18 protein-coding genes are annotated in these 19,904 nt (G+C 70.3%); 7 read left to right on the top strand and 11 right to left on the bottom strand.

Annotation, left to right across the window (positions count from 1 at the left end):
• Both Q0R63_RS18295 and Q0R63_RS18290 read left to right on the top strand, forming a co-directional pair.
• Positions 1-384, top strand: a 384-nt coding sequence (locus tag Q0R63_RS18295; RefSeq protein ID WP_295700520.1) for an SPFH domain-containing protein, incomplete at its 5' end; no start/stop codon positions are given.
• Positions 385-629: 245 nt separating this feature from the next.
• Complete coding sequence (locus Q0R63_RS18290) at positions 630-914, top strand: hypothetical protein (protein ID WP_295700518.1); 285 nt, start codon at positions 630-632, stop codon at positions 912-914.
• A 106-nt stretch (positions 915-1,020) separates the two neighbouring features.
• On the opposite strand, the gene Q0R63_RS18285 is transcribed toward Q0R63_RS18290, so the two are convergent.
• On the bottom strand, positions 1,021-2,901 hold the full coding sequence (locus Q0R63_RS18285; protein WP_295700517.1) for an acyl-CoA dehydrogenase: 1,881 nt from the start codon (positions 2,899-2,901) through the stop codon (positions 1,021-1,023).
• A gap of 229 nt (positions 2,902-3,130) precedes the next feature.
• Here Q0R63_RS18285 and Q0R63_RS18280 point away from each other — a divergent pair, with 229 nt between their 5' ends.
• Positions 3,131-3,661 (top strand): hypothetical protein, encoded by a 531-nt coding sequence (locus Q0R63_RS18280; RefSeq protein ID WP_295700515.1) that lies wholly within the window; start codon positions 3,131-3,133, stop codon positions 3,659-3,661.
• A gap of 63 nt (positions 3,662-3,724) precedes the next feature.
• Here Q0R63_RS18280 and Q0R63_RS18275 read toward each other — a convergent pair whose 3' ends face one another.
• From Q0R63_RS18275 to Q0R63_RS18265, 3 genes are read right to left on the bottom strand one after another with little or no spacing between them, the layout of a single operon-like run.
• The gene (locus tag Q0R63_RS18275; RefSeq protein ID WP_295700514.1) at positions 3,725-4,396 is read right to left on the bottom strand and encodes a haloacid dehalogenase type II; all 672 of its coding nucleotides are present in this window, start codon (positions 4,394-4,396) and stop codon (positions 3,725-3,727) included.
• Positions 4,397-4,431: 35 nt separating this feature from the next.
• On the bottom strand, positions 4,432-5,199 hold the full coding sequence (locus Q0R63_RS18270) for a glucose 1-dehydrogenase (RefSeq protein ID WP_295700513.1): 768 nt from the start codon (positions 5,197-5,199) through the stop codon (positions 4,432-4,434).
• Complete coding sequence (locus tag Q0R63_RS18265) at positions 5,196-6,704, bottom strand: carboxylesterase family protein (RefSeq protein ID WP_295700510.1); 1,509 nt, start codon at positions 6,702-6,704, stop codon at positions 5,196-5,198. The genes Q0R63_RS18270 and Q0R63_RS18265 overlap by 4 nt, the downstream gene beginning before the upstream one ends.
• A gap of 154 nt (positions 6,705-6,858) precedes the next feature.
• Here Q0R63_RS18265 and Q0R63_RS18260 point away from each other — a divergent pair, with 154 nt between their 5' ends.
• On the top strand, positions 6,859-8,142 hold the full coding sequence (locus Q0R63_RS18260; protein WP_295700508.1) for an LCP family protein: 1,284 nt from the start codon (positions 6,859-6,861) through the stop codon (positions 8,140-8,142).
• 49 nt (positions 8,143-8,191) lie between these two features.
• On the opposite strand, the gene Q0R63_RS18255 is transcribed toward Q0R63_RS18260, so the two are convergent.
• The 5 genes from Q0R63_RS18255 to Q0R63_RS18235 all read right to left on the bottom strand — a co-directional run bounded on the left by Q0R63_RS18255 (position 8,192) and on the right by Q0R63_RS18235 (position 13,986).
• Positions 8,192-9,544 (bottom strand): DUF1343 domain-containing protein, encoded by a 1,353-nt coding sequence (locus tag Q0R63_RS18255; protein ID WP_295700507.1) that lies wholly within the window; start codon positions 9,542-9,544, stop codon positions 8,192-8,194.
• 126 nt (positions 9,545-9,670) lie between these two features.
• Positions 9,671-10,198, bottom strand: coding sequence for a thioesterase family protein (locus tag Q0R63_RS18250; protein WP_295700505.1), 528 nt, complete (start codon positions 10,196-10,198; stop codon positions 9,671-9,673).
• A gap of 73 nt (positions 10,199-10,271) precedes the next feature.
• Entirely contained in the window at positions 10,272-11,747 is a 1,476-nt protein-coding gene (locus Q0R63_RS18245) for a glycoside hydrolase family 130 protein (RefSeq protein ID WP_295700501.1), read from the bottom strand.
• A complete protein-coding gene (locus Q0R63_RS18240; RefSeq protein WP_295700500.1) occupies positions 11,744-12,754 on the bottom strand; it encodes a glycosyltransferase in 1,011 nt (336 codons plus the stop codon). Before Q0R63_RS18240 ends, Q0R63_RS18245 begins: the two co-directional genes overlap by 4 nt.
• Positions 12,751-13,986 (bottom strand): glycosyltransferase, encoded by a 1,236-nt coding sequence (locus Q0R63_RS18235; RefSeq protein WP_295700497.1) that lies wholly within the window; start codon positions 13,984-13,986, stop codon positions 12,751-12,753. Before Q0R63_RS18235 ends, Q0R63_RS18240 begins: the two co-directional genes overlap by 4 nt.
• 290 nt (positions 13,987-14,276) lie before the next feature.
• Here Q0R63_RS18235 and Q0R63_RS18230 point away from each other — a divergent pair, with 290 nt between their 5' ends.
• From Q0R63_RS18230 to Q0R63_RS18220, 3 genes are all read left to right on the top strand, one after another.
• On the top strand, positions 14,277-15,302 hold the full coding sequence (locus Q0R63_RS18230) for a glycosyltransferase family 4 protein (protein WP_295700495.1): 1,026 nt from the start codon (positions 14,277-14,279) through the stop codon (positions 15,300-15,302).
• 55 nt (positions 15,303-15,357) lie between these two features.
• A complete protein-coding gene (locus tag Q0R63_RS18225) occupies positions 15,358-15,975 on the top strand; it encodes a dihydrofolate reductase family protein (protein WP_295700493.1) in 618 nt (205 codons plus the stop codon).
• Between the two features lie 422 nt (positions 15,976-16,397).
• Positions 16,398-17,513 carry a Fic family protein gene (locus Q0R63_RS18220; RefSeq protein WP_295700490.1) on the top strand — a complete coding sequence of 372 codons (1,116 nt, stop codon included), beginning with the start codon at positions 16,398-16,400 and terminating at the stop codon, positions 17,511-17,513.
• Positions 17,514-17,566: 53 nt separating this feature from the next.
• Here Q0R63_RS18220 and Q0R63_RS18215 read toward each other — a convergent pair whose 3' ends face one another.
• Both Q0R63_RS18215 and speB read right to left on the bottom strand, forming a co-directional pair.
• Positions 17,567-19,033: a cytosine permease gene (locus Q0R63_RS18215; protein ID WP_295700486.1), complete on the bottom strand. Its 1,467-nt coding sequence runs from the start codon at positions 19,031-19,033 to the stop codon at positions 17,567-17,569.
• On the bottom strand, positions 19,023-19,904 hold an 882-nt coding region (speB, locus tag Q0R63_RS18210; protein WP_295700485.1), incomplete at its 5' end, for an agmatinase. The genes speB and Q0R63_RS18215, both read right to left, overlap by 11 nt.

The following is a 19,904-nucleotide window of genomic DNA, read 5'->3' as shown; positions in this document are numbered from 1 at the left end:
CTCTACAGCCTGACCGTCGTCGTGCTCATCGTGGTCGCCGTCCTGCTGTTCGCGGTCAAGATCGTGCCCCCCGGGGTGGAGGTGCCCGTCGAGCGGCTGGGCCGCTTCGTGCGGATGACCGGCCCGGGGGTCCACCTCGTGGTGCCGCTCGTCGACCGCTTTCGCACCCCTGTGTCGACGCGGGAGGAGACGCTGCGGACACCTGAGCGGCCGTTCGCCACGGCCGACGGGCAGGAACAGCTCCTCGTGTGCGCAGTGACTTGGAGGGTGACCGACACGCGGGCGGCGGCATACGAGATCGGTGACTATCGGATCGGCGTGGAGCAGCTGCTGATGACGACCCTGCGCAGCTTCGTCTCGGCCCACACGCTGGCCGACGCCTAGGCGCAGTCCGAGAACATCGAGCGGGACGCTCAGCGGCTGCTCGCCGACGCCTGCCGCCCGTGGGGCCTCGCCATCTCGCGGCTCGAGGTCGACGGCTGGCGACGATGATCGATCTGGCGCTGTTGTGTCGCAGGTCACCCTGACGGGTATGTCCTATTCTGGCGCTGTCGTCCTGGTGCTGTGGTCGACACCACGAGCACGCGGTCTACCCTCCGCTGCCGTGGCTTCAGAAAGGCAGAGCTGTTATGGGTATCGGTCTCGGAGTGTTCCTCATCGTCGTCGGGGCGGTCTGCAGCTTCACGACCCTCGACACGCAGTACCTCCACAACAACCTCGACACCCTCGGCTACATCCTGATCGTCGGCGGCGTGCTCGCGCTGGTGTTCGGCACGATCCAGAACTACCAGCGCGCCAACCCCAAGGTGCTCAACAACAACCGGGTCGAGCGCCGGACCCGGATCGAGCAGGACCCGACCGACCCCGGCCTCGACCGTCGCATCGTCGAGGAGCGCCGGACCGAGGACCTCTGACCCCTCACCCCGTTCCGAACACACGTTTTATGAAGGTTCGTGGGTCCGGCGGCCCTCAGACTGCGTAGAACGGGTGTTCGGAACGCAGGGGTGGGGGTCGCCCGGGTCAGAAGGCCGACTCGGGGACGTCCATCAGGGCGTTGTCGGTGGCCTCGGCGATGGCGCGCTCGGCGCTGAGCCTCGGCAGCACGTTGCGGGCGAAGAACTGGGCCGCCGCGACCTTGCCGGTGTAGAAGTCGCGGTCGGCCTGGGAGAGCGCTTCGCCCCTCGAGGTCAGCGCCTCGGTGGCCACCTCCGCCTGTCGCAGCAGCAGCCAGCCGACGATGAGGTCGCCCGCGGCGAGCAGGAACCGCGAGGTGTTCTGGCCGACCTTGTAGATGTTCCTCGGGTCGCCACCGGTGCGCGGGTCGCTCTTGAACGCCTCGGCCCCGAGGTACTCGAGGATGCCCTGCACGTCGGCCAGCCCCTGCCCGAGCAGCCCGCGGTCGCGGTCGAGCGCCCCACCGGTCGCGCCGAGGTCCTTGGCGAACTCCTGGATCTGCATCGCCAGGGCGCCGAGCGCGACGCCCCGGTCCTTGACGACCTTGCGGAAGAAGAAGTCGAGGCCCTGGATCGCGGTCGTGCCCTCGTAGAGGGTGTCGATCTTGGCGTCCCGCACGTACTGCTCGATCGGGTAGTCCTGCAGGAAGCCCGACCCGCCGAAGGTCTGCAGCGACTCGGTGCCGAGGAGCACCCAGGCCCGCTCGGCGCCCAGGCCCTTGACGATCGGCAGCAGCAGGTCGTTGACCCGCCGGGCCAGGTCGGCGGCGGAGCCCTTCTCGAGCTCCTCCGACCCCGAGGCGAGCTGCGCCTGGTCGACGGCGTCCTGCTGCGTCGCGGTGAAGAGGACGAGCGCACGCAACCCCTCGGCATACGCCTTCTGCAGCATGAGCGAGCGGCGGACGTCGGGGTGGTGGGTGATCGTCACGCGTGGCGCGGTCTTGTCACCCTGCTGCGCGAGATCGGGGCCCTGGACGCGCTGCTTGGCGTAGTCGAGGGCGTTGAGGTAGCCCGTCGACAAAGTGGCGATCGCCTTGGTGCCGACCAGCATCCGGGCGTGCTCGATGACACGGAACATCTGCGCGATGCCGTCGTGCGCGTCGCCGAAGAGGGTGCCGATGGCCGGCGTGCTGTCGCCGAAGGTGATCTCGCAGGTCGTCGAGACCTTGAGGCCCATCTTGTGCTCGACGTTGGTGACGACGGCGCCGTTGCGCTCACCGAGCTCACCGGTCTCGAGGTCGACGTGGTACTTCGGGACGATGAAGAGGGAGAGGCCCTTGGTGCCCGGGCCGGCGCCCTCGGGTCGGGCGAGCACGAAGTGGATGATGTTGTCGGACAGGTCGTGCTCGGCCGAGGTGATGAAGCGCTTGACCCCGGTGATCGACCACGTGCCGTCGGCGTTCTGGACGGCCCTGGTCCGGCCGGCGCCGACGTCGGAGCCCGCGTCCGGCTCGGTCAGGACCATCGTCGCGCCGTAGTGCCGCTCCACCATCAGCTTGGCCAGCTTCTGCTGCTCGTCGGTGCCGAACAGGTGGAGCAGCTTGGCGAAGGAGTAGGTCGCGGCATACATCCCGACGGCGGGGTTGGCGCCGAGGATCATCTCGTTGAGGGCCCACTTGAACGACGGCGGGACGACCGTGCCGTCGAGCGCCGCCGGCACGTCGACGTTCCAGAAGCCGGACTCGACGTAGGCGGCATACGACTTCTTGAAGGACGCGGGCATCGCGACCTCGTGCGTCGCGGGGTCGTAGACCGGCGGGTTGCGGTCGGAGTCGAGCAGGCTCTCGGCGAGTTCGTTCTCGGCCAGCCTCGCGACCTCGTGGATCATCTCGCGGGCGGTGTCCTCGTCGACGTCGGCGTAGGCCCCCTGCCCCAGGACGGCCCCGCGGCCGAGCACCTCGAAGAGGTTGAACTCGAGGTCGCGGACGTTGCTCTTGTAGTGGCCCATGGTGGTGCTCGCCTGCCTTGGTCGGTATGCCGTGTCGGTCGCGTCTGCCGCGCTTGCCGGTCTGCGTCGGCCCGTCAACCCGCGGTGGAGCGCTCAGGTTACCGGCCGGTAGAGACCATGATGCTACCGACGGGTAACCCTGCGCAAGGCCGCGTCGCGAGAACGGTCACACCGGCGGCCTGCCGCAGGGTGGGTGGTCGGGAGTGGAAGTCGGGAGTAGAACAGCACGATGCGCTGGGCCGACCTCGAGCGCCGCCAACCACGACTGGCGAGCCGCGCCCGGACCCGGCTGCTCGACCCGGGGCTGCTGCTCCTCGTGACGACCGGGCACGACGGGACCCCTCGGGAGACTCCGGCCGAGCCGCTCCTGCGTGACGGGAAGCTGCTCCTTTCCACGCGGTGGCTCACCCTCGAGGCGTGCGACCTCCCGCCCGGGCGTCCGATCCTCGTGCGCGGCGTCGTCACCGACCTGGAGGGCGCGGAGGGCGAGGTCACGGTGCGGGCGACGGCACGCGCCGAGACCGACGTCGATGCGCAGCACGCCTATGCCGCCGCCGTCGGGGACCGGCTCGGCTGGCATCCCGAAATCGGACGCTTCCATCTCGTCGAGGTAGAGACGGTGAGCTCGGTCCGCTATCGCGACGGGGGCGACCGGCTCGTCGTGAGCTGGCCTCCCGCTCTCGAGTACGTCCGGCGGGCCACGTCCGTGCCGGGCGTCACCGAGCGCCTGCCGCTCGTCGATCTCCTCGACCTCGAATGACCTCAGACGGCGGTGCCACCTCCATCGCGGGGAGGCTACGCGTCAGAAGGGGTGAGAAGCGGGTCAGCAGCGGGTCAGCTCGTTGAGCCCGGCCAGCTCGGTCAGGGCCGTGACCGTCGCGCTCGGCCTCGGGTCGACCGGGAGTGCGCGTCGGCCGTCGCGCGTGACGAAGACCGTCCGCAGCCCGGCGCACGCGGCCCCGAGGACGTCCCAGCCGTGGGCGGCCACCATCACCGCCTCGTCTGCGGTCGCCCCCTGGCGCTGGAGCGCGGTCGCGTACGCGAGCGGCGACGGCTTGAGCATCCCGGCCATCTCCACGGAGACGACGTCGTCGACCAGGTCGAGCAGCCCGGCCCCGCGCAGCTGCGTCTCGATCGTCGCCAGGGGGGAGTTGCCGAAGGGGACCAGCCGGTCGCCCCGCGCCCGCAGGGCGTCGAACGCCGGGACGACGTCGGCGTGGGCCGGGAGTGAGCCGAAAGCCGATCGCAGTGCTGCGAGAGCCTCGTCCCCCCAGGTGCCGCCGGCGCGGTCCACCACGTCGGCGGCCACCAAGGCCCCCAGTCGACCGAAGTCCTCGTAGCGGCCGGCGGCGGTGAGGGTGAGGGCGGTCTGGATCAGCGTGTCGAACCACACGTCCAGCAGCGCGGACCCGGGGCGCCCGGCTGCGTCCTGGAGCACGGCCTCCACGGGCGCGAGGTCGAGCAGGGTCTCGTTGATGTCGAAGAGCCAGAGCACGGGGTGCCTCCTGCGGTAGGGGTTGAGGGCCGACCTCAGAAGGCGGTGTAGCCGCCGTCCGCGACGAGGACCGACCCGGAGACGAACGACGAGGCGTCGCTGGCGAGGAAGACGACCGCGGGGGCGAGCTCCTCGACCGTGCCGTAGCGCTGCAGCGGGGCGTCCTCGATCCACTGCCGCCGGAACTGCGGATCGTCGACCGGTGACATGTCGGTCTTGATGTAGCCCGGGGCGAGCGCGTTGACGCGCACCCCCGCCGGTCCCCACTCGGCGGCGAGGCTGCGCGTCAGGTGGTGGACCGCTGCCTTCGAGGCGTTGTATGCCGGCTGCCACTGCGGGCGGTTGACGATCATGCCCGACATCGAGCCGATGTTGACGATCGAGCCGGCGCCCTGCGCGACGAAGTGCCGCCCGAAGGTCCGGGCGACGCGCCAGACGGCGGTGAGGTTGACGTCGATGACGTGTTGCCAGTCCGCGTCCGTCACCTCGAGGGCCGGGGCGTGGACGCAGGCGCCCGCGTTGTTGACGAGCACGTCCACCCGCCCGAAGACCTCGAGCGTCCGCGCGAGCAGCCTTGCCACGTCAGCGTCCTCGGTCACGTCGCCGGCGACGAACTCGGCGGTGAGGCCGTCGTCCGCGAGCGTCGCGACCATCTCCGCGCCGGCCGCCTCGTCACGGCCGCCGATGACGACGCGGGCGCCGGCCTCGGCCAGCGCGCGGGCGAACCCCGCCCCGAGGCCGCGGGTGCCGCCGGTCACCACGGCGACCCGTCCGGTGAGCAGGAATCGGTCGAGGGAGGTCATCGGTCCGCCCACACCTCGCGCCGCTCACGGTCGGGGTCGTCGAGGACGGCGCCGTCGTCGTGCCCGCCGAAGCGGCGGGTGCGGCGCGCGTCCCCGTAGGCCGGCCAGCCCGGGTCGCCGGTCGAGGCGAACGCGACCCAGGCCGCGTGCATGTCGTCGGCGAGGGCCTGTGGCGGTGCGTCGCCCACCATCCCGCGACCTCCGGGCGCGTCGATGGTGTCGAACGCGAAGGCGATCTCGAGGGCGTGGCAGGCCCCGAGCACCCCACCCATCACCGGCGTCTTCCAGCCGAACTCATAGACGTGAGAGGGCTTTCCGAGGGCAGCCCGCGCCTCGGTCAGGCGGATCGCGGGCATCCGGAAGAACCAGTCGGTGAGGGCTGCGGTCATCACGTCCCCGGGCCGATCGGACCCGGTCTGCGCGACATAGGTCTCGTAGGCGTCCGGGGTGGCCCGGAAGGCGGCGAGCGTCCCCCGCACGCGGGCCTCGTCGATGCCGCCCACGACGGGGTAGAGGAAGAGCGCGTGCTCGTCGTCGTTGCTCCCGATGAGCAGGTCGACGTCAGCGCCCTCTCCGGCGGCGAGGACGGCATACGGCAGACCGGGGAGGGTGTCGCCGTCGACGACCGGCTCGAAGATCATCATGTTGGCGGCGATCTCGCCCCACTGGGCCGGGTCGGGGTTGCCGGCGATCCGCAGCCCGAGCCGGTCGTGGGCCGCGAGCAGGTCGGGGATCGGCACGGCAGCCAGGCCCTCGGTCGTGGGCTCGACACCGAGCTCCTCGGCGAGGGCGGTGGTGACCTTCGTCGCTGTTTCCGGTCGCAGCGCGTAGTGGCCGGCGCCGCTCTGGGCGATGACCCGGCGGAAGAGGCCGCGAGCCGCAGGCATCGCCGTCAGCGTCGTGACGCTCATCGCGCCGGCCGACTCGCCGGCGATCGTGACGTTGTCGGGGTCACCGCCGAAGCGGGCGATGTTGTCGCGCACCCACTCGAGGGCGGCGATCTGGTCGAGCAGGCCGCGGTTGTCGACGGCGCCCGGCAGGTGGGCGAAGCCGTCGACGCCGAGGCGGTAGTTGATCGTCACGGCCACGACGCCGTCGCGCGCGAAGGCCGCGCCGTCATAGACTGGGACGGCCGAGGAGCCGTTCTGGAAGGCGCCGCCGTGCACCCAGACGAAGACGGGCAGGCCTGTGGCAGAGGGGTCTTCGGGCCGCCACACGTTGAGGTTGAGGCAGTCCTCACCCGGGATCTCCGGCTCGGGAAGCAGGTCGGAGACCGACTCGCGGTAAGGGGGCTTGGGGACGGTCGCTCCGTATGCCGTGCACGCGCGCGGCTCGATCCACGGCTCGTGGGGTGCCGGGGCGTGGAACCGCAGCGGGCCGAAGGGGGGCGCGGCATACGGGATGCCGCGGTAGACCGCGAGCCCGTGCTGGACGGTGCCTCGCACCGGGCCGGTCGTGGTGGGGACGACGTCGGTCAGGGTCTCCGACTCTGGAGTGGTGGTCATGGAACGTATTCAATACCCGCGGCGCGGGACTCGTGCGGTGGGGCGCGGGGCGGTGAGACGGGAGTGGCGTGTGCAGCGCACGGGCAGCACACTCACAGGATGGGACCCGAGACTGTTCCTTCTTGACCTCGAACACCTAAGGATGGACCCCTGCATGGCTGCGCGTCACCGGCCGACCGGATCGCACCGCGTCCGATGGACCGTCATCAGCATCCTCGTCGTGGTCCTCGTCGGAGGCGTCGGGTTCGTGGGCTACGAGTACTTCAGCCTGAAGACCGGCATCCACACCTCGGACATCCTGCAGCCGACGGCGGGCGCGTCGCCCACCACGGCGGCCGAGGGCCCGAAGCCCGACGTCAACATCCTGATCATGGGGCTGGACAGTCGTGTGGACGTCAACGGCAACCCGCTGCCCGCCGACATCTACGAGGCCCTGCACGCCGGCGACCAGTCGGACGGCGGACTGAATTCCAACGTGCTGATGCTCCTGCACATCCCCGGCGACGGCAGCAAGGCGACCGAGATCAGCATTCCCCGTGACGACCAGGTGGACCTCGTCGGGTGTCCCGACAACTACTGCACGGGCAAGATCAAGCAGGCCTACGGTCTGGCGACGGACCAGGAGGCGCGCCGTATCTCGGGCGAGACCGGGCTGTCCGCGCAGCAGCGGCTGCAGCAGTCGCGCGACGCCGGGCGAAAGGCGCAGATCCGGACGGTCGAGGCTTTCCTCGACGTCAAGGTCGACCACTTCGTCGAGGTCACGATGGTCGCGTTCTACCAGCTCGCCGAGGTCGTGCAGCCGATCACCGTGTGCGTGCTCAACGACACCCAGGACAGCTACTCCGGTGCGGACTTCAAGGCAGGCAAGCAGCAGATCAACGCCCAGCAGGCGCTGGCCTTCGTCCGGCAGCGCCGCGACAACAAGCACCCCTCGCTGAACTTCACGGACCTCGACCGGGAGCGTCGCCAGCAGGCGTTCATCACCTCTCTCGCGACGCAGCTGAAGCAGGCGGGGACGCTGGGCAACCCGATCAAGCTCAACGGCATCCTCGACGTGGTCAAGCAGAACACCGCGATCGACTCCGGCCTCGACCTGCTGTCCTTCGCCAGCGAGGCGTCGCAGATGGCCGGTGGCAACGTCGCGTTCTACACGCTGCCGGTCGAGGGCTTCGGCAAGAACAAGCGCGGTGAGGACGTCAACCTCGTCGATGTCGCGAAGGTCCGGGCGACGGTGAAGGCCCTGCTCGCGCCGGCGGGAAGCGCTTCGGGCACCTCGACGTCGAGCGGCACCAGCAGCAGCGCCCCGTCGGGGACGGGGACGTCCGCGACGACCGCGCCCCTCCCGGTGGCCGGCGTGACGCCCGTGCCGGCCGCGTCGAACCCCGCGCCGACCGACCTGTCCGAGCTGACCGGTGGCGGCATCCCCTGCGTCAAGTGATGCGGCCCACGACACCGCGTGATCGGTATGCCGCCGCAGTCGCGGCGGATCACCGGCGGTAGAGGAGGTACTTCTGCCGGCCGCGGTCGAAGTCGCGCAGCTCCGGCTGCCACGCCGCGACGATCTGCTGCGCGGAGGCGCCGGCCGTGAACATCGTGATGAAGCGGTCGGAGCCGGTGAGGAGGGAGATCCACCGGCCGGCGTCGCCGCGCCAGTCGAAGGCGGCATACAGGTCGCGCAGGGTGGTCAGCATCGTCGTCGCGACGAGGATCGCGTCGAGACGGCTGCGATCGGTGAGGTGCACCTGGACCCCGCCGCAGACCAGGTTCGCGTTCTTGGAGAAGGTCGGGGTGAAGTAGGCCTCACGGAACTCCACGCCGGGCAGCATTGCGGCAGTAAGCTGTTGGGTCCACCGGTAGTCCACGTAGGGTGCGCCGATGAGCTCGAACGGGTGGGTGGTGCCGCGGCCCTCGGACAGGTTGGTGGCCTCGAACATGCAGGTCCCGGGATAGAGCAGAGCCGTGTCGGAGGTGGGCATGTTGGGAGAGGGGAGGATCCACGGCAGGCCGGTCTCGGCGAACAGGCTGCGCGCAGACCAGCCCTGGAGCGGGACGACCTGGAGGTCGGTCACCGTGGCGCCCGCGGCCCGCTGCAGGAACTCACCGTTGAAATAGCGCGCGACCTCTCCCGCCGTCATCCCGTGCTGCTGCGCGATCCTCTCGAGGCCGACGCCGGAGGTGAACCCGTCCTGGAGGACCGGCCCGCGCGCCGAGCCACCGACCGGGTTGGGCCGGTCGAGGACGATGAAGGCCCTGCCGCTGCGCGCGGCGGCGGCCATCGCGGTGTACATCGTCCAGATGTAGGTGTAGAACCGCGCGCCGACGTCCTGGATGTCGAAGACGACGGTGTCGATGCCCGAAGCGGCGTAGAAGCCTTCGAACGTCTCGACGGTGGCGCCGTAGGCGTCGTAGACCGTGACACCGGTGCGCTCGTCGACGTCGGTCCCCTCCGAGCTGCCCGCCTGTGCGGTGCCGCGGAACCCGTGCTCCGGCCCGAAGACCGCGCCGACCTGCACCTTCCCCGACGCGACCATGACGTCGACGATGCTCGTCAGCCCGGCGCGGACGAGACCGGTCGGGTTGGTGATGATGCCGATCTTCCTGCCCGAGAACACCTTCCAGTCGTCAGCGGCCGCGACGTCGGCGCCGCACCGCACGCCGCGGCCGCTCGGTCCGCCGTGGCCGTCCGTCCCCAGCGCCTCCCCGTATGCCGCCCCGGAGGTGGCTGCCGTCGCGGCCACGGCGGTCGCGGCGGTGGCCGCGACGAGCAGGCTCCGTCGGCCGATGGCCCGTCGCCGGTCAGGGCTGGCAGAGGTGGTCCGGTCGGGGTCGTCGGTGGCCATGGCCCCATCCTGTCGATGTGGCTGCGCGGGCGCATGTCGAGATCGGGCACGCCTCCGGCGCCGCTCGACTCGGAGTCGACGAGGTCGACTCCCCGTGCACGGGGAGTCGAGTGGCTCGACTCCGACTCAAGCGGAAGGGGCATTGGTGACCGAGCCGCGGACGCCCATCGCGCCGCAGACGGGCGCGGCCCAGTCGAGGGCCGCGTGGACGGCGATCTCGGCGTCGAGGCGCGCCGCGATCTCGGCGGGGTAGTCCACGGTCCGCCGCTGCGCGAGGTCGATGCTGAGCGACACGGTCTCGAAGGTGTTGGCGAGGACGCCGGTGGTCCGGTCGACGAGGAACTGCATGTAGTGCAGCGCCCGCGGCGAGCGCGCCAGCACCCGCCCGTAGACGGCGATCTCGTCGCCGGCGCCGACCTCGTGCAGGTAGCGCAAGTGGTGTTCGGCATCGAACGAGGCCGGGCCACCCCGGAGGGCCACGTCCTCGCCGAGGCCCCAGGCGGCATACGCGACCCAGCCTGCGGTGCTGTGCACCTCGAGGTAGCGCGCGATGTTCATGTGCCCGTTGGCGTCGGTGAAGTCCTGCGGCACGGTCATCGTGAGGTGGTGAGGCAGGGCGTGCACCTGCTCGACACGGGGCAGGTCGGGCGTCATGGCTCCAGTCTGCCGCCCCGGATCAATGGGCCGCCTCGGAACAATGGGCCGCCGCGTCGAGGCCGAGCGGGGGCTAGGGCGTCGTGAGCCGGGCCAGCAGCCTCGGCAGGTCGACGAAGGCGAAGCGGATGCTCGCATCGTTGCAGCCGTAGGGAAGCACCACGGTCGACCCGTGGAGGAGGGCGCCGCAGGAGTAGACGACGTTGGGCACGTAACCGTCACGGTCCAGGGGCTCGACCGTCATCAACGGCTCGTCGAGGATGCCGAGCACCCTGGTGGGGTCGTCGAGGTCGAGCAGGATCGCGCCGAGGGCGTAGGTGCGGACCGGTCCCACGCCGTGGGTGATGACGAGCCACCCGTCGGCGGTCTCGAGCGGCGAGGCGCAGGAACCGAGCTGGACGAGATCCCAGGCGTGACGGGGCCGTTGCACGACGACCGGGTCCTCCCAGTGGAGGGCGTCCGCCGAGCTGGCCACGCTGACGTTCTCGCGGTCCCACCGCGAGATGGCCCGGAAGCGACCGTCGATGAGTCGGGGGAAGAGCGCCATCCCCTTGTTGGTGGCGGGCTTGCCGGTCTGCTGGCGCACCGAGAAGGTCCGGAAGTCGTCGGTCTGGATGAGGTGCGGAGCGATGGTCGAGCCGTCGTATGCCGTATAGGTCGCGTAGTGGGTCACGGCTCCGTCCGACCCGACGAAGCCGGTGAACCGGGCGTCCTCCATGCCCCGGGACTCCGCGGGACTGACCGGGTGCAGCACGCGCGCGGAGAGGTCGAGGTCGTCCGGGAAGACGACCCGGTAGTTGCTCGAGACCAGACGCCGGATGCGGTCGATGAGGCCGTCGGTGCGAGATCGGCTGAGCGTGTCGCGCTCGCTCAGGGCGAGGGCGTTCTCGAGGTCGTCGGGGGTGAACTCGTCGGGGAGCAGGCTGAGCACGCTCTCGGCGGCGTCGGCGTCACCGAGGGTCCCGAGGGCCTGCCGGAGGGCGTGGAGCGACATCGTCGAAGGGGTGGACGCTCCTGTGTCGATGCCGCGGGTCGCGGGTTCGAGGCTGACCCTGTCGTCGGGTCCGAGGATCCCGCGGCGGAACCCGATGGTGGACAGGTGACCCTCGCCGATCCCCCGCAGGCTCATGATGAACCGCAGCTCGCCGGGGGCGAGGTCCTCCTGCGAGGGGTCGGCCACGATGGAGGGGTTGCAGATGGCGGCCCCCTCGATGGCGTACTCCTGGGTGCAGAAGGCCCCGATGAGGTCGGCCCGGTCGAGGGAGATGCTCGCCCCGCGCGGGATGCGGTGGGCGACCAGGGCGAAGTGCTCACGGAAGGTGGCGAGCAGGTCGGGGTGCCGGTCGGAGAACGAGCTCAGGGTGGCGGCGAGCGCCCTGGTGACCTCGTCCTCGGAGAGGGCCACGACCCGCCGGACGACGGCGTCCGCCCGGGAGATGCCCTCCGTGAGCATCTCCTGCCCCGGCAGGAACGGCCGGGCGAGGACGCGTGACGGGTCGGCGCGGAGGTGGAGCGATCCCCGTCGGGCGAGGACGTCGGTCCGGATCACGACGCGGGGACGAGGAGTCGTCGACTCTGCTGCAGCGTCGAGAGCAGCGCCAGGGTCGACTCGGCGCCCTGGTTCTCGTTGCGCCCCAACGGTTCCAGACCGTCGCACCCACCGCCGGAGACAGGATCGCGCAACGAGACCCCGGCGTCGTTCGCACCCTCGAACCACGCGGCGCAGAGCGCGACCGCGTCCTGCCACGCCACGTCACCGGTCACGCTGAAGGCCCGGGCGCAGGCGTCGGACAGGGCCGCGACCTCGATCGGCTGCTGGTCGAAACCGGGTCGTGGTTCACCGGCGGACCAGCCGCCGGTCGGGACGACGGAGAGGTGGTCGCCGGCGGTCTCGACGTCCAGGAGCCACCCGAGCATCTGAAGACCCAGCGCGGTCCACTCCGGTCGCTCCAGCATCGACCCGGCGGCGATGAGCACCTCCGGGAGCGCGGCGTTGGCGTAGCGCAGTCGTGGCTCCGGCCAGGGCCACTCCGGGGTGATCGGGGGCGTGCAGATGAATCGGGCGGCGTTCTCCAGCAGGGCTCGCGCAGAACGGTGCTCGGGGTGGACCGTCAGCACCTCGGCGGCGCCCAGCGCCGCGAACGCCATCGCTCGCGACCACGGCGCGCGGAAGTCCGCGCTGGCCTCGAAGAGACGTAGGGCCTCCGCGGCATACAGGGGGGAGCGTGCGGCGGCGGTGCCCAGACCCCAGAGGGCTCGACCCCACCAGTCGCCGATCCCGGGCTGGTCGGTCCAGCTGCCGTCGGTGGACCGGCGGTTGTGGAAGCGCCCGTTGCGGATCTGGGCGTCGGCCAGGAACGTGAGGTAGACCCGCGAGAGGGCGAGCATCTCGGGCGACGGGTCGGGCTCACGGGTCGTGACGACGAGGGCCCGGGCGACGTCGTCGACGCAGTAGCCGTGCTCGGGGCGTGGTGCGGTGAGCTCGGCGTGCTCGAAGATCCCGATGTCGTCGGAGAGACGCGCCAGGTGCTCGAAGCTGATCGGCCCACCGCTCACGCGCTCATCCGGTCGTCGTCCAGGCCCATGCGGTTGTCGTGCAGGTTGATGCCGAGCGCGATGGCCGCGAGCTGGCGGTACTGGTCCGCGACCGCCGGCCACAGCAGCTCCGGAGCGATCCGCGTCGCCTCCGCCGTCATCCGGGCGGCGAGTCCGGGCTCCGTGAGGACCCGCCGGACGGCCGCCGCGATCGCGTCGGGGTTCTGCCGGTCGACCAGCAGCCCGGCGCCGCTGGCCAGCAGCTCACGGGCGTGCGGGAACGCGGTGGCGACGACGGGACGCCGCGCGGTGACGGCCTCGACGAGCACCCCGGAGGTGACCTGCTCCTGCGAGTCGTAGGGGAGCAGGACGACGTCCGCCTGCCCCACGAGGTCGTGGAGTTCGGCCGTCGTGAGGTAGCGCGCGTCGAACTCGACGACGTGCTCCAGCCCGAGGTCGCGGACCCGGCTCTCGAGACCCTCGCGATAGCGCTCACCCTCGAACTCGACGACCTTGGGGTGCGTCTCGCCGACGATGAGGTAGCGGGGGGCGGGGTCGAGGTCGCCGAGGCCGGCCATCGCCTCGATAGCCCACTCGATCCCCTTGCCGGACCCGAGGAGCCCCCACGTGAGGACCGTCGGGCGGTCGTCCGCGAGGTGGCCGTGGTCGGTGTCCGCAGCATCCGCAGCGGCGAGCACGGCCGCGGGCCGGGAGTCGAGCGCTCCGTGGGGGACGACGTGGATGTCGTCGGGGGTGACGACGTAGTGCTCGATGAGGCGTTCCCGCGCCGTGTGCGTCATCGTCACGACGGCGCTGGCGCGCAGGACGAGCTCATCGAGGATGGCGCGCTGCCGCAGGGTCGGGGTCGTGAGCACGGTGTGGAGGACGACGACCACCGGGACGTCGAGGTCGCGGACGACGTCGAGCACGTCGGCCCCGTCGGGTCCCCCGAAGATGCCGTACTCGTGCTGGACGATCGCGATGTCGTAGCCGTTGAGCCGGCTCGCGGCGCGCGCGGCACCGCCGGGCTCGTCACGGATCCAGTAGTGGACGGGTCCGTCATCGACGGCGGAGGTCGGGCTGACCGGGCTGACCGGGCTGACCGGCATACGCGGGATCTCGCTGGCGTCCACGACCGCGACGATGTCGACGAGGTCGGTGGGGCTGCGGAGGGCGGCGCGCAGCGCAGCGCTGAAGGTGGCGAGGCCGCACTGGGTGGGGGGATAGGTGCTGAGGATGCCGAAGGTGGTCACGGTGGACCTTCCCGAGAACGTGCGCCGAGCGCGGCGCCGTGCGCGACAGCCGTTTACTGAGGCCGTCCGATTGCGCAGGATGCGCTGCGGGTACTCCACCCGGGAGTCGCCCGGGGAAGGTCAGTCGGGAACGTCGTCGTCCGAGAAAGGCCCTGTCCAGTCAGGGCTGCCGATGTCTTGGAGAGTAGCACCGAAGGACCCCCCTACCCCGGCGCGTAGTGTGCGCCTGGGACCGACGCGCGTGGCCTCTCTCGGGCCGGTATGCCGTCGGCGCCGGGAAGGGGACGGCCGTGCGAATCGCCGTCGTCGCCTCCATCGCGCACCGTCTGCCACCGCTCTCCTACGGCCCGTGGGAGCAGATCGCCTCGACCCTCACCGAGGGCTTCGTCACGCGCGGGCACGAGGTCACCCTCTTCGCCACGGCCGACTCGGAGACCGCGTCCCGGCTGCACGCGACGGCGCCAGCTGGTTACGAGGAGGACCGCAGCGTCGACGCCAAGGTGTGGGAGGGGTTGCACAACGCCGCAGTCTTCGAGGCGGCGAGCGGGTTCGACGTCATCGCCAACCACTTCGACTTCATGCCGCTCACCTACAGCCGCCTCGTCCGGACGCCGGTCGTGACGACGATCCACGGCTTCTCGTCCCCGGCGATCCTGCCCGTCTACCGGGCCTACGACGACATCGCCCACTACGTCTCGATCAGCGACGCCGACCGCAGCCCGGACCTGCACTACGCGGCGACGATCCACCACGGGATCGACCTCGGCCGCTTCACCTTCGTGCCGGGGCCGGGGTCCTACCTGCTCTTCCTCGGCCGGATCCACCCCGACAAGGGCACCCACCACGCCATCGAGGTGGCGCGCCGAAGCGGCACACCACTGGTGATCGCGGGCATCGTCCAGGATGTCGAGTACTACGAGGCGATGGTGGCGCCGCGGGTGGACGGCAGTGCCGTGACGTACGCCGGGCCGGTGGGTCCCGTCGAACGCGACGCCCTGCTCGGCGGGGCGATGGCGCTGCTCCACCTCATCGACTTCGACGAACCGTTCGGGTTGTCCGTCGTCGAGGCGCTCGCCACCGGCACGCCCGTCGTCGCGACCCCGCGCGGGTCGATGCCGGAGCTCGTGCGCGACGGCGTTACGGGATTTCTCGTCGATGACGTGAACGCGGCCGTCGCGGCCGTGGGCCGGGTCGCCGGGCTGGACCGGGGCGCCTGCCGCTCCGACGCGCAGACCCGGTTCGCGGCCGACCGGATGGTCGATGACTACCTGCGTCTCTTCGAGCGGGTCTGTGCGGGTCCTGACCCCGCACGATGAGTTTTCCCACACCGGGCAGTCCTCATCTCACAACGAGGACAACACGGAGGAACCTGTGAGCAAGACGGTGCTCTACATGTCGGTATCGCTGGACGGCTTCGCCGCCGGGCCGAACGAGTCGAAGGACCACGGGCTCGGCGACGGCGGACTGCGCCTCCACGAGTGGATGAATCATCCGCACGGGCCGACCGGAACCAACAAGACGGTCTGGGATGCCTTCATGAGCACCGGCGCGGTCGTCGGTGGACGGCGGTTGTACGACATGACGGGCGGCTGGGGAAACGACCACCACGACGGCGTGCCGCTCTTCTGGGTCGTGCGAGACCCTTCGACGTACATGGACCACGCTGCCCCGAACGTCATGTTCCTCGACGACATCACCGAGGCGATGACGCGCGCCAAGGCAGCCGCCGGCGACCGCGACGTCCTCGTCCACGGCGTCGGGGTCACCCGACTCGCCCTGGCCGCAGGAGTACTCGACGAGCTCTGCATCAGCGTCGTACCCGTCCTCTTCGGCAGCGGCCAACCCCTCTTCGATGGTCTCGGACACCACCACACCGAGCTCGAGCGCCTTCGCACGGTCGAGGGCGAGGACGGCATCATCCACCTTCACTACCGCGTCAAGGGCGCACTATCGCTGAGTCCGTCAACGACGCGGGGGCCCGAGCAGTGACCGACCGGTCGAGCCGACGCTGTCGACTGCTCGTCCGCGTGCGGGTCGGCCCGGGTCGCCGCGACCGGGTCCGTAGTCGTCACCGAGCAAGGGGATGTCTTGACCGCCTGGGGCCTGTGCACGGAACGATCCGGCCAACATCTTCGGATTCCGTGTCTCTTAAATCCGATATGTGTACATTGGTAACAGCGCCCTGGGGCTACCCCCTTGCTTGCCCGGGACGTTACGCGCCCCGCCGTCTCGGCCGGCTAGCCGTGGCGGGGCGCGGCCCGCAACACGAGTTGCGCGTATCCGTCGGCGGGATCGGAACATAGTTTCATTTAGCAGTTTTATGAGCGTATGGTAGAGGCATGGTCTCAGATCCGTGGCCTGCCATCGGCAGGGAACAGCGGATCTGGACGTCGAGGATCCCACCCGATCTGGTGTCTGCGCGGGTTCGACAACGGCATTCCGGCCCGTATGCCGCCGCCGTCGTCCCCGAGATCGCCCACCGGAGGCCTGCTCTGCCAGCCGGTGTCGCGGCCCTTGCCGAAGACGCATCGGTCGAGATCGCGCGGTTCGACGCTGAGCTGGGTGCTGAGGTGGCTCCGTTCGCTGCGGTCCTGTTGCGTTCGGAGTCTGCCTCGTCCTCCAGGATCGAGAACCTGACGTCGGGCGCGAAGTCGGTCGCGCTGGCCGAGCTCGGCAGCACGGACAAGCGCAACGCGACGGAGATCGTCGGGAACGTCGCCGCCATGGTCGCCGCGCTCACCCTCGCGGACCGTCTCGGCACCGACGCGTTGCTGGCCATGCACGGCGCTCTGTTGTCCGAGGTCCACCCGGAGATCGCTGGCCGCTGGCGCGAGGAACAGGTGTGGATCGGTGGTGACACGTTCGGACCGCACGGGGCTGCGTTCATTCCGCCTCACCACGAACGGGTGCCGGCTCTGATGGCCGACCTGGAGACGTTCGCCCGGCGGACCGACCTGCCCCTGCTCAGTCAGGCGGCGATCGCTCACGCCCAGTTCGAGACCGTCCACCCCTTCTCGGACGGGAACGGCCGCACCGGCCGCGCGCTCATCCACGCGATGCTGCGCGGGCACGGACTGACGAGGAACGTGACGGTGCCCGTGTCGGCCGGCCTGCTCACTGACACTGCGGCCTACTTCGACGCCCTGACGGCATATCGCCAGGGCGACCCGGCGGCGATCGTCGAGCAGCTGGCCAACGCGTCCTTCGCCGCCCTGGCGAACGGCCGCCGGCTCGTGCTCGATCTTCGAGCGATCCGGCAGCGGTGGCAGGGCATGATCACGGCACGTCGAGGGGCGACGGCTTGGCCGCTGGCGGACATCCTGCTCCGCCAGCCGGTCATCGACACGCGCACGGCGGCGCGCGAGCTCGGCGTCACCGCTCAGAACGCCCTTCGCGCCATCGGACCGCTCGTCGAGGTGGGCATCCTCGGGGAGTTCACCGGGTTCGCCCGCAACCGGATGTGGCAGTCACGTGAGGTACTGGATGCGCTCGATGACTTCGCCGCACGGGCGGGTCGTCGTGGGTGAAGGGTGGCGATTCGCGGTCTCCCACGCGGCGGCGGCATACTCCAGCGAGGCCGTCAGCGGACGTCCTCGGGGCGCTCGTGGTGCATGGCCACCTTCTCCAGCTCGGTCTGCTCGGTCGTCGCGATCACGGTCTCCCCGGCGACGTCGATCGACCGGGCGAACACGTAGTAGAGGATGCCGGCCACCGGGAGCCCGATGAACAGCGAGATGTCTGCGCCGTTCAGCGCGTTGGCGACGAAGCCGGTGTACTTGCTGGTCGAGAAGAACGGCAGCATGACGGCGAAGCCGAGGACGTAGGCGGTGATGCCGCGCCAGCCCCAGCGGCCATACAGACCGTGCGGGTTGAAGATCTCGGCGATGGCGTAGTGGCCGCGGCGCACGATGTAGTAGTCGACGAGGTTGACCGCGGTCCACGGGATGAACAGGTAGAGCACGAGCAGCAGGAAGTCCTCGAAGTTGGTCAGGAAGTTCTCGCCGATCAGCAGCGCCGGGACGACGGAGAGCGCTGCGGTGATCGCGATCGTGATGATGCGGACCATCACGGTCGGGCGGACCATGGAGAACGAGTCGATCGCGCTGATCAGGGTGAGCGAGCCGCCATACATGTTCAGTGCGGTGACCGAGATCAGGCCGAGCGTGGAGAAGATGAGGGCGATGGCGCCGAAGCCGGAGAAGAAGTGGTCGCCGGCGCTGTTCAGCGAGGCGATCGTGTCGAACTTCTCGCCCGCCCAGGACGCGAGGGCGGCGCCGAGGCACATCAGCCAGATCGCGCCCAGCGCGGAACCCCAGTAGGTCCAGAAGAAGGTCTTTCGGACGGTGACGCCTGGCGGGAGGTATCGGGAGTAGTCCGAGACGTAGATGGCCCAGCTGATCTGGTAGCCGGCCACGGCCCCGAACTGGACGAGGAAGGGTGTCGCCTTGAAGCCGCCGAGGTCGAACGAGCCGGCCGGGTAGGACAGCGTGAGCACCGTGACGGTCAGCACCCCGAAGATGACGAGGAAGCCGATGGTCAGCCACCGCTCGACGCCGTGGATGAGGTCGTAGCCCACCAGCGCGATGACCGCGGCCAGCACGGTGGCCACGACGATCCAGACCTTGGCCGAGCCGTGGACCGTGGTGTTCAGCGCGTTGCCGGCCAGGATGGTGTTGAAGATGTTGAAACCGGCGTACTGCAGGTAGGCGAACGCCCACACGAGCAGGGCTCCCATGTAACCGAACTGGGGTCGGGACTGGATCATCTGCGGGAGTCCCAGCTGCGGGCCCTGCGCGGAGTGGAAGGCCATGAAGAAGGTGCCGACCAGCACTCCGGCGATGATCGCGATCAGCGACCAGACGAGGTTGCCGCCGGCGAAGGCCGAGAGCGTGCCCACCGCCAGGGTCGCGATCTGGGCATTGCTCATGAACCAGAGCGGACCCTGGCTCCAGACCTTGCCGTGCCGTTCGTTGAGGGGCACGTAGTCGATCGATCGGACCTCTACCCCAGCGATCTTGGCCGGGCCTGGCGTCGTTTCAGTCACCACGGGGACTCCTTGGTCGGGCGGACATGACGGACAAGAGCTCGTAGCCGACGTGGCCGGCCGCGATACCGGTCAGCTCGGCATGGTCGTATGCCGGTGCGACCTCGACGATGTCGGCGGAGACCACGTCCAGGTCGGCGAGGGACCGCAGCATGACCAGCAGCTCGCGGGAGGTGAGGCCACCGGCCTCGGGCGTGCCGGTGCCCGGGGCGTGGGCCGGATCGAGCACGTCGATGTCCACCGAGACGTAGACCGGTGCCTCCCCGAGGCGGGCGTGCATGCGGTCGACAGCCGCGGCCAGACCCTGGAGCTCCACCTCGGTGCAGTGGATGGTGGCGAAGCCGAGACGTTCGCTGTCCGGGAGGTCGTCCGCGCTGTAGAGCGGTCCGCGGATGCCGACGTGCACCGAGTGCTCGAGGTCGATCAGGCCCTCCTCGGATGCGCGGCGGAACGGCGTCCCGTGGGTGTAGGGCGCCCCGAAGTAGGTGTCCCAGGTGTCGAGGTGGGCATCGAAGTGCAGCACGGCCACCGGCCCGTGCCTCCGGGCGACGGCGCGGAGCAGCGGCAGGGCGATGGTGTGGTCGCCGCCGAGCGTCAGCAGCCGTCCGGCGCTGGCGAGCAGCGCGGTCGCCGCGGTCTCGACCTGGGTGATCGCCTCGGCGATGTCGAACGGGTTGCACGAGATGTCACCGGCATCGACCACCTGCGCCACCCCGAACGGCTCCATCGCCAGCTCGGGGTTGTAGGGCCGGAGCAGCCGCGAGGACTGGCGGATGTGGGCCGGGCCGAAACGGGCGCCGGGACGGTAGCTCACTCCCGAGTCGAACGGCACTCCGACCACCGCGATGTCCGCCCGGTCGACCTCGTCGATGCG

Origin of the sequence: Lapillicoccus sp., from assembly GCF_025353065.1 — a bacterium.
In the GTDB taxonomy this organism is placed as follows: Bacteria; Actinomycetota; Actinomycetes; order Actinomycetales; family Dermatophilaceae; genus Lapillicoccus.
This window is presented reverse-complemented; position numbering and strand designations above follow the sequence as displayed.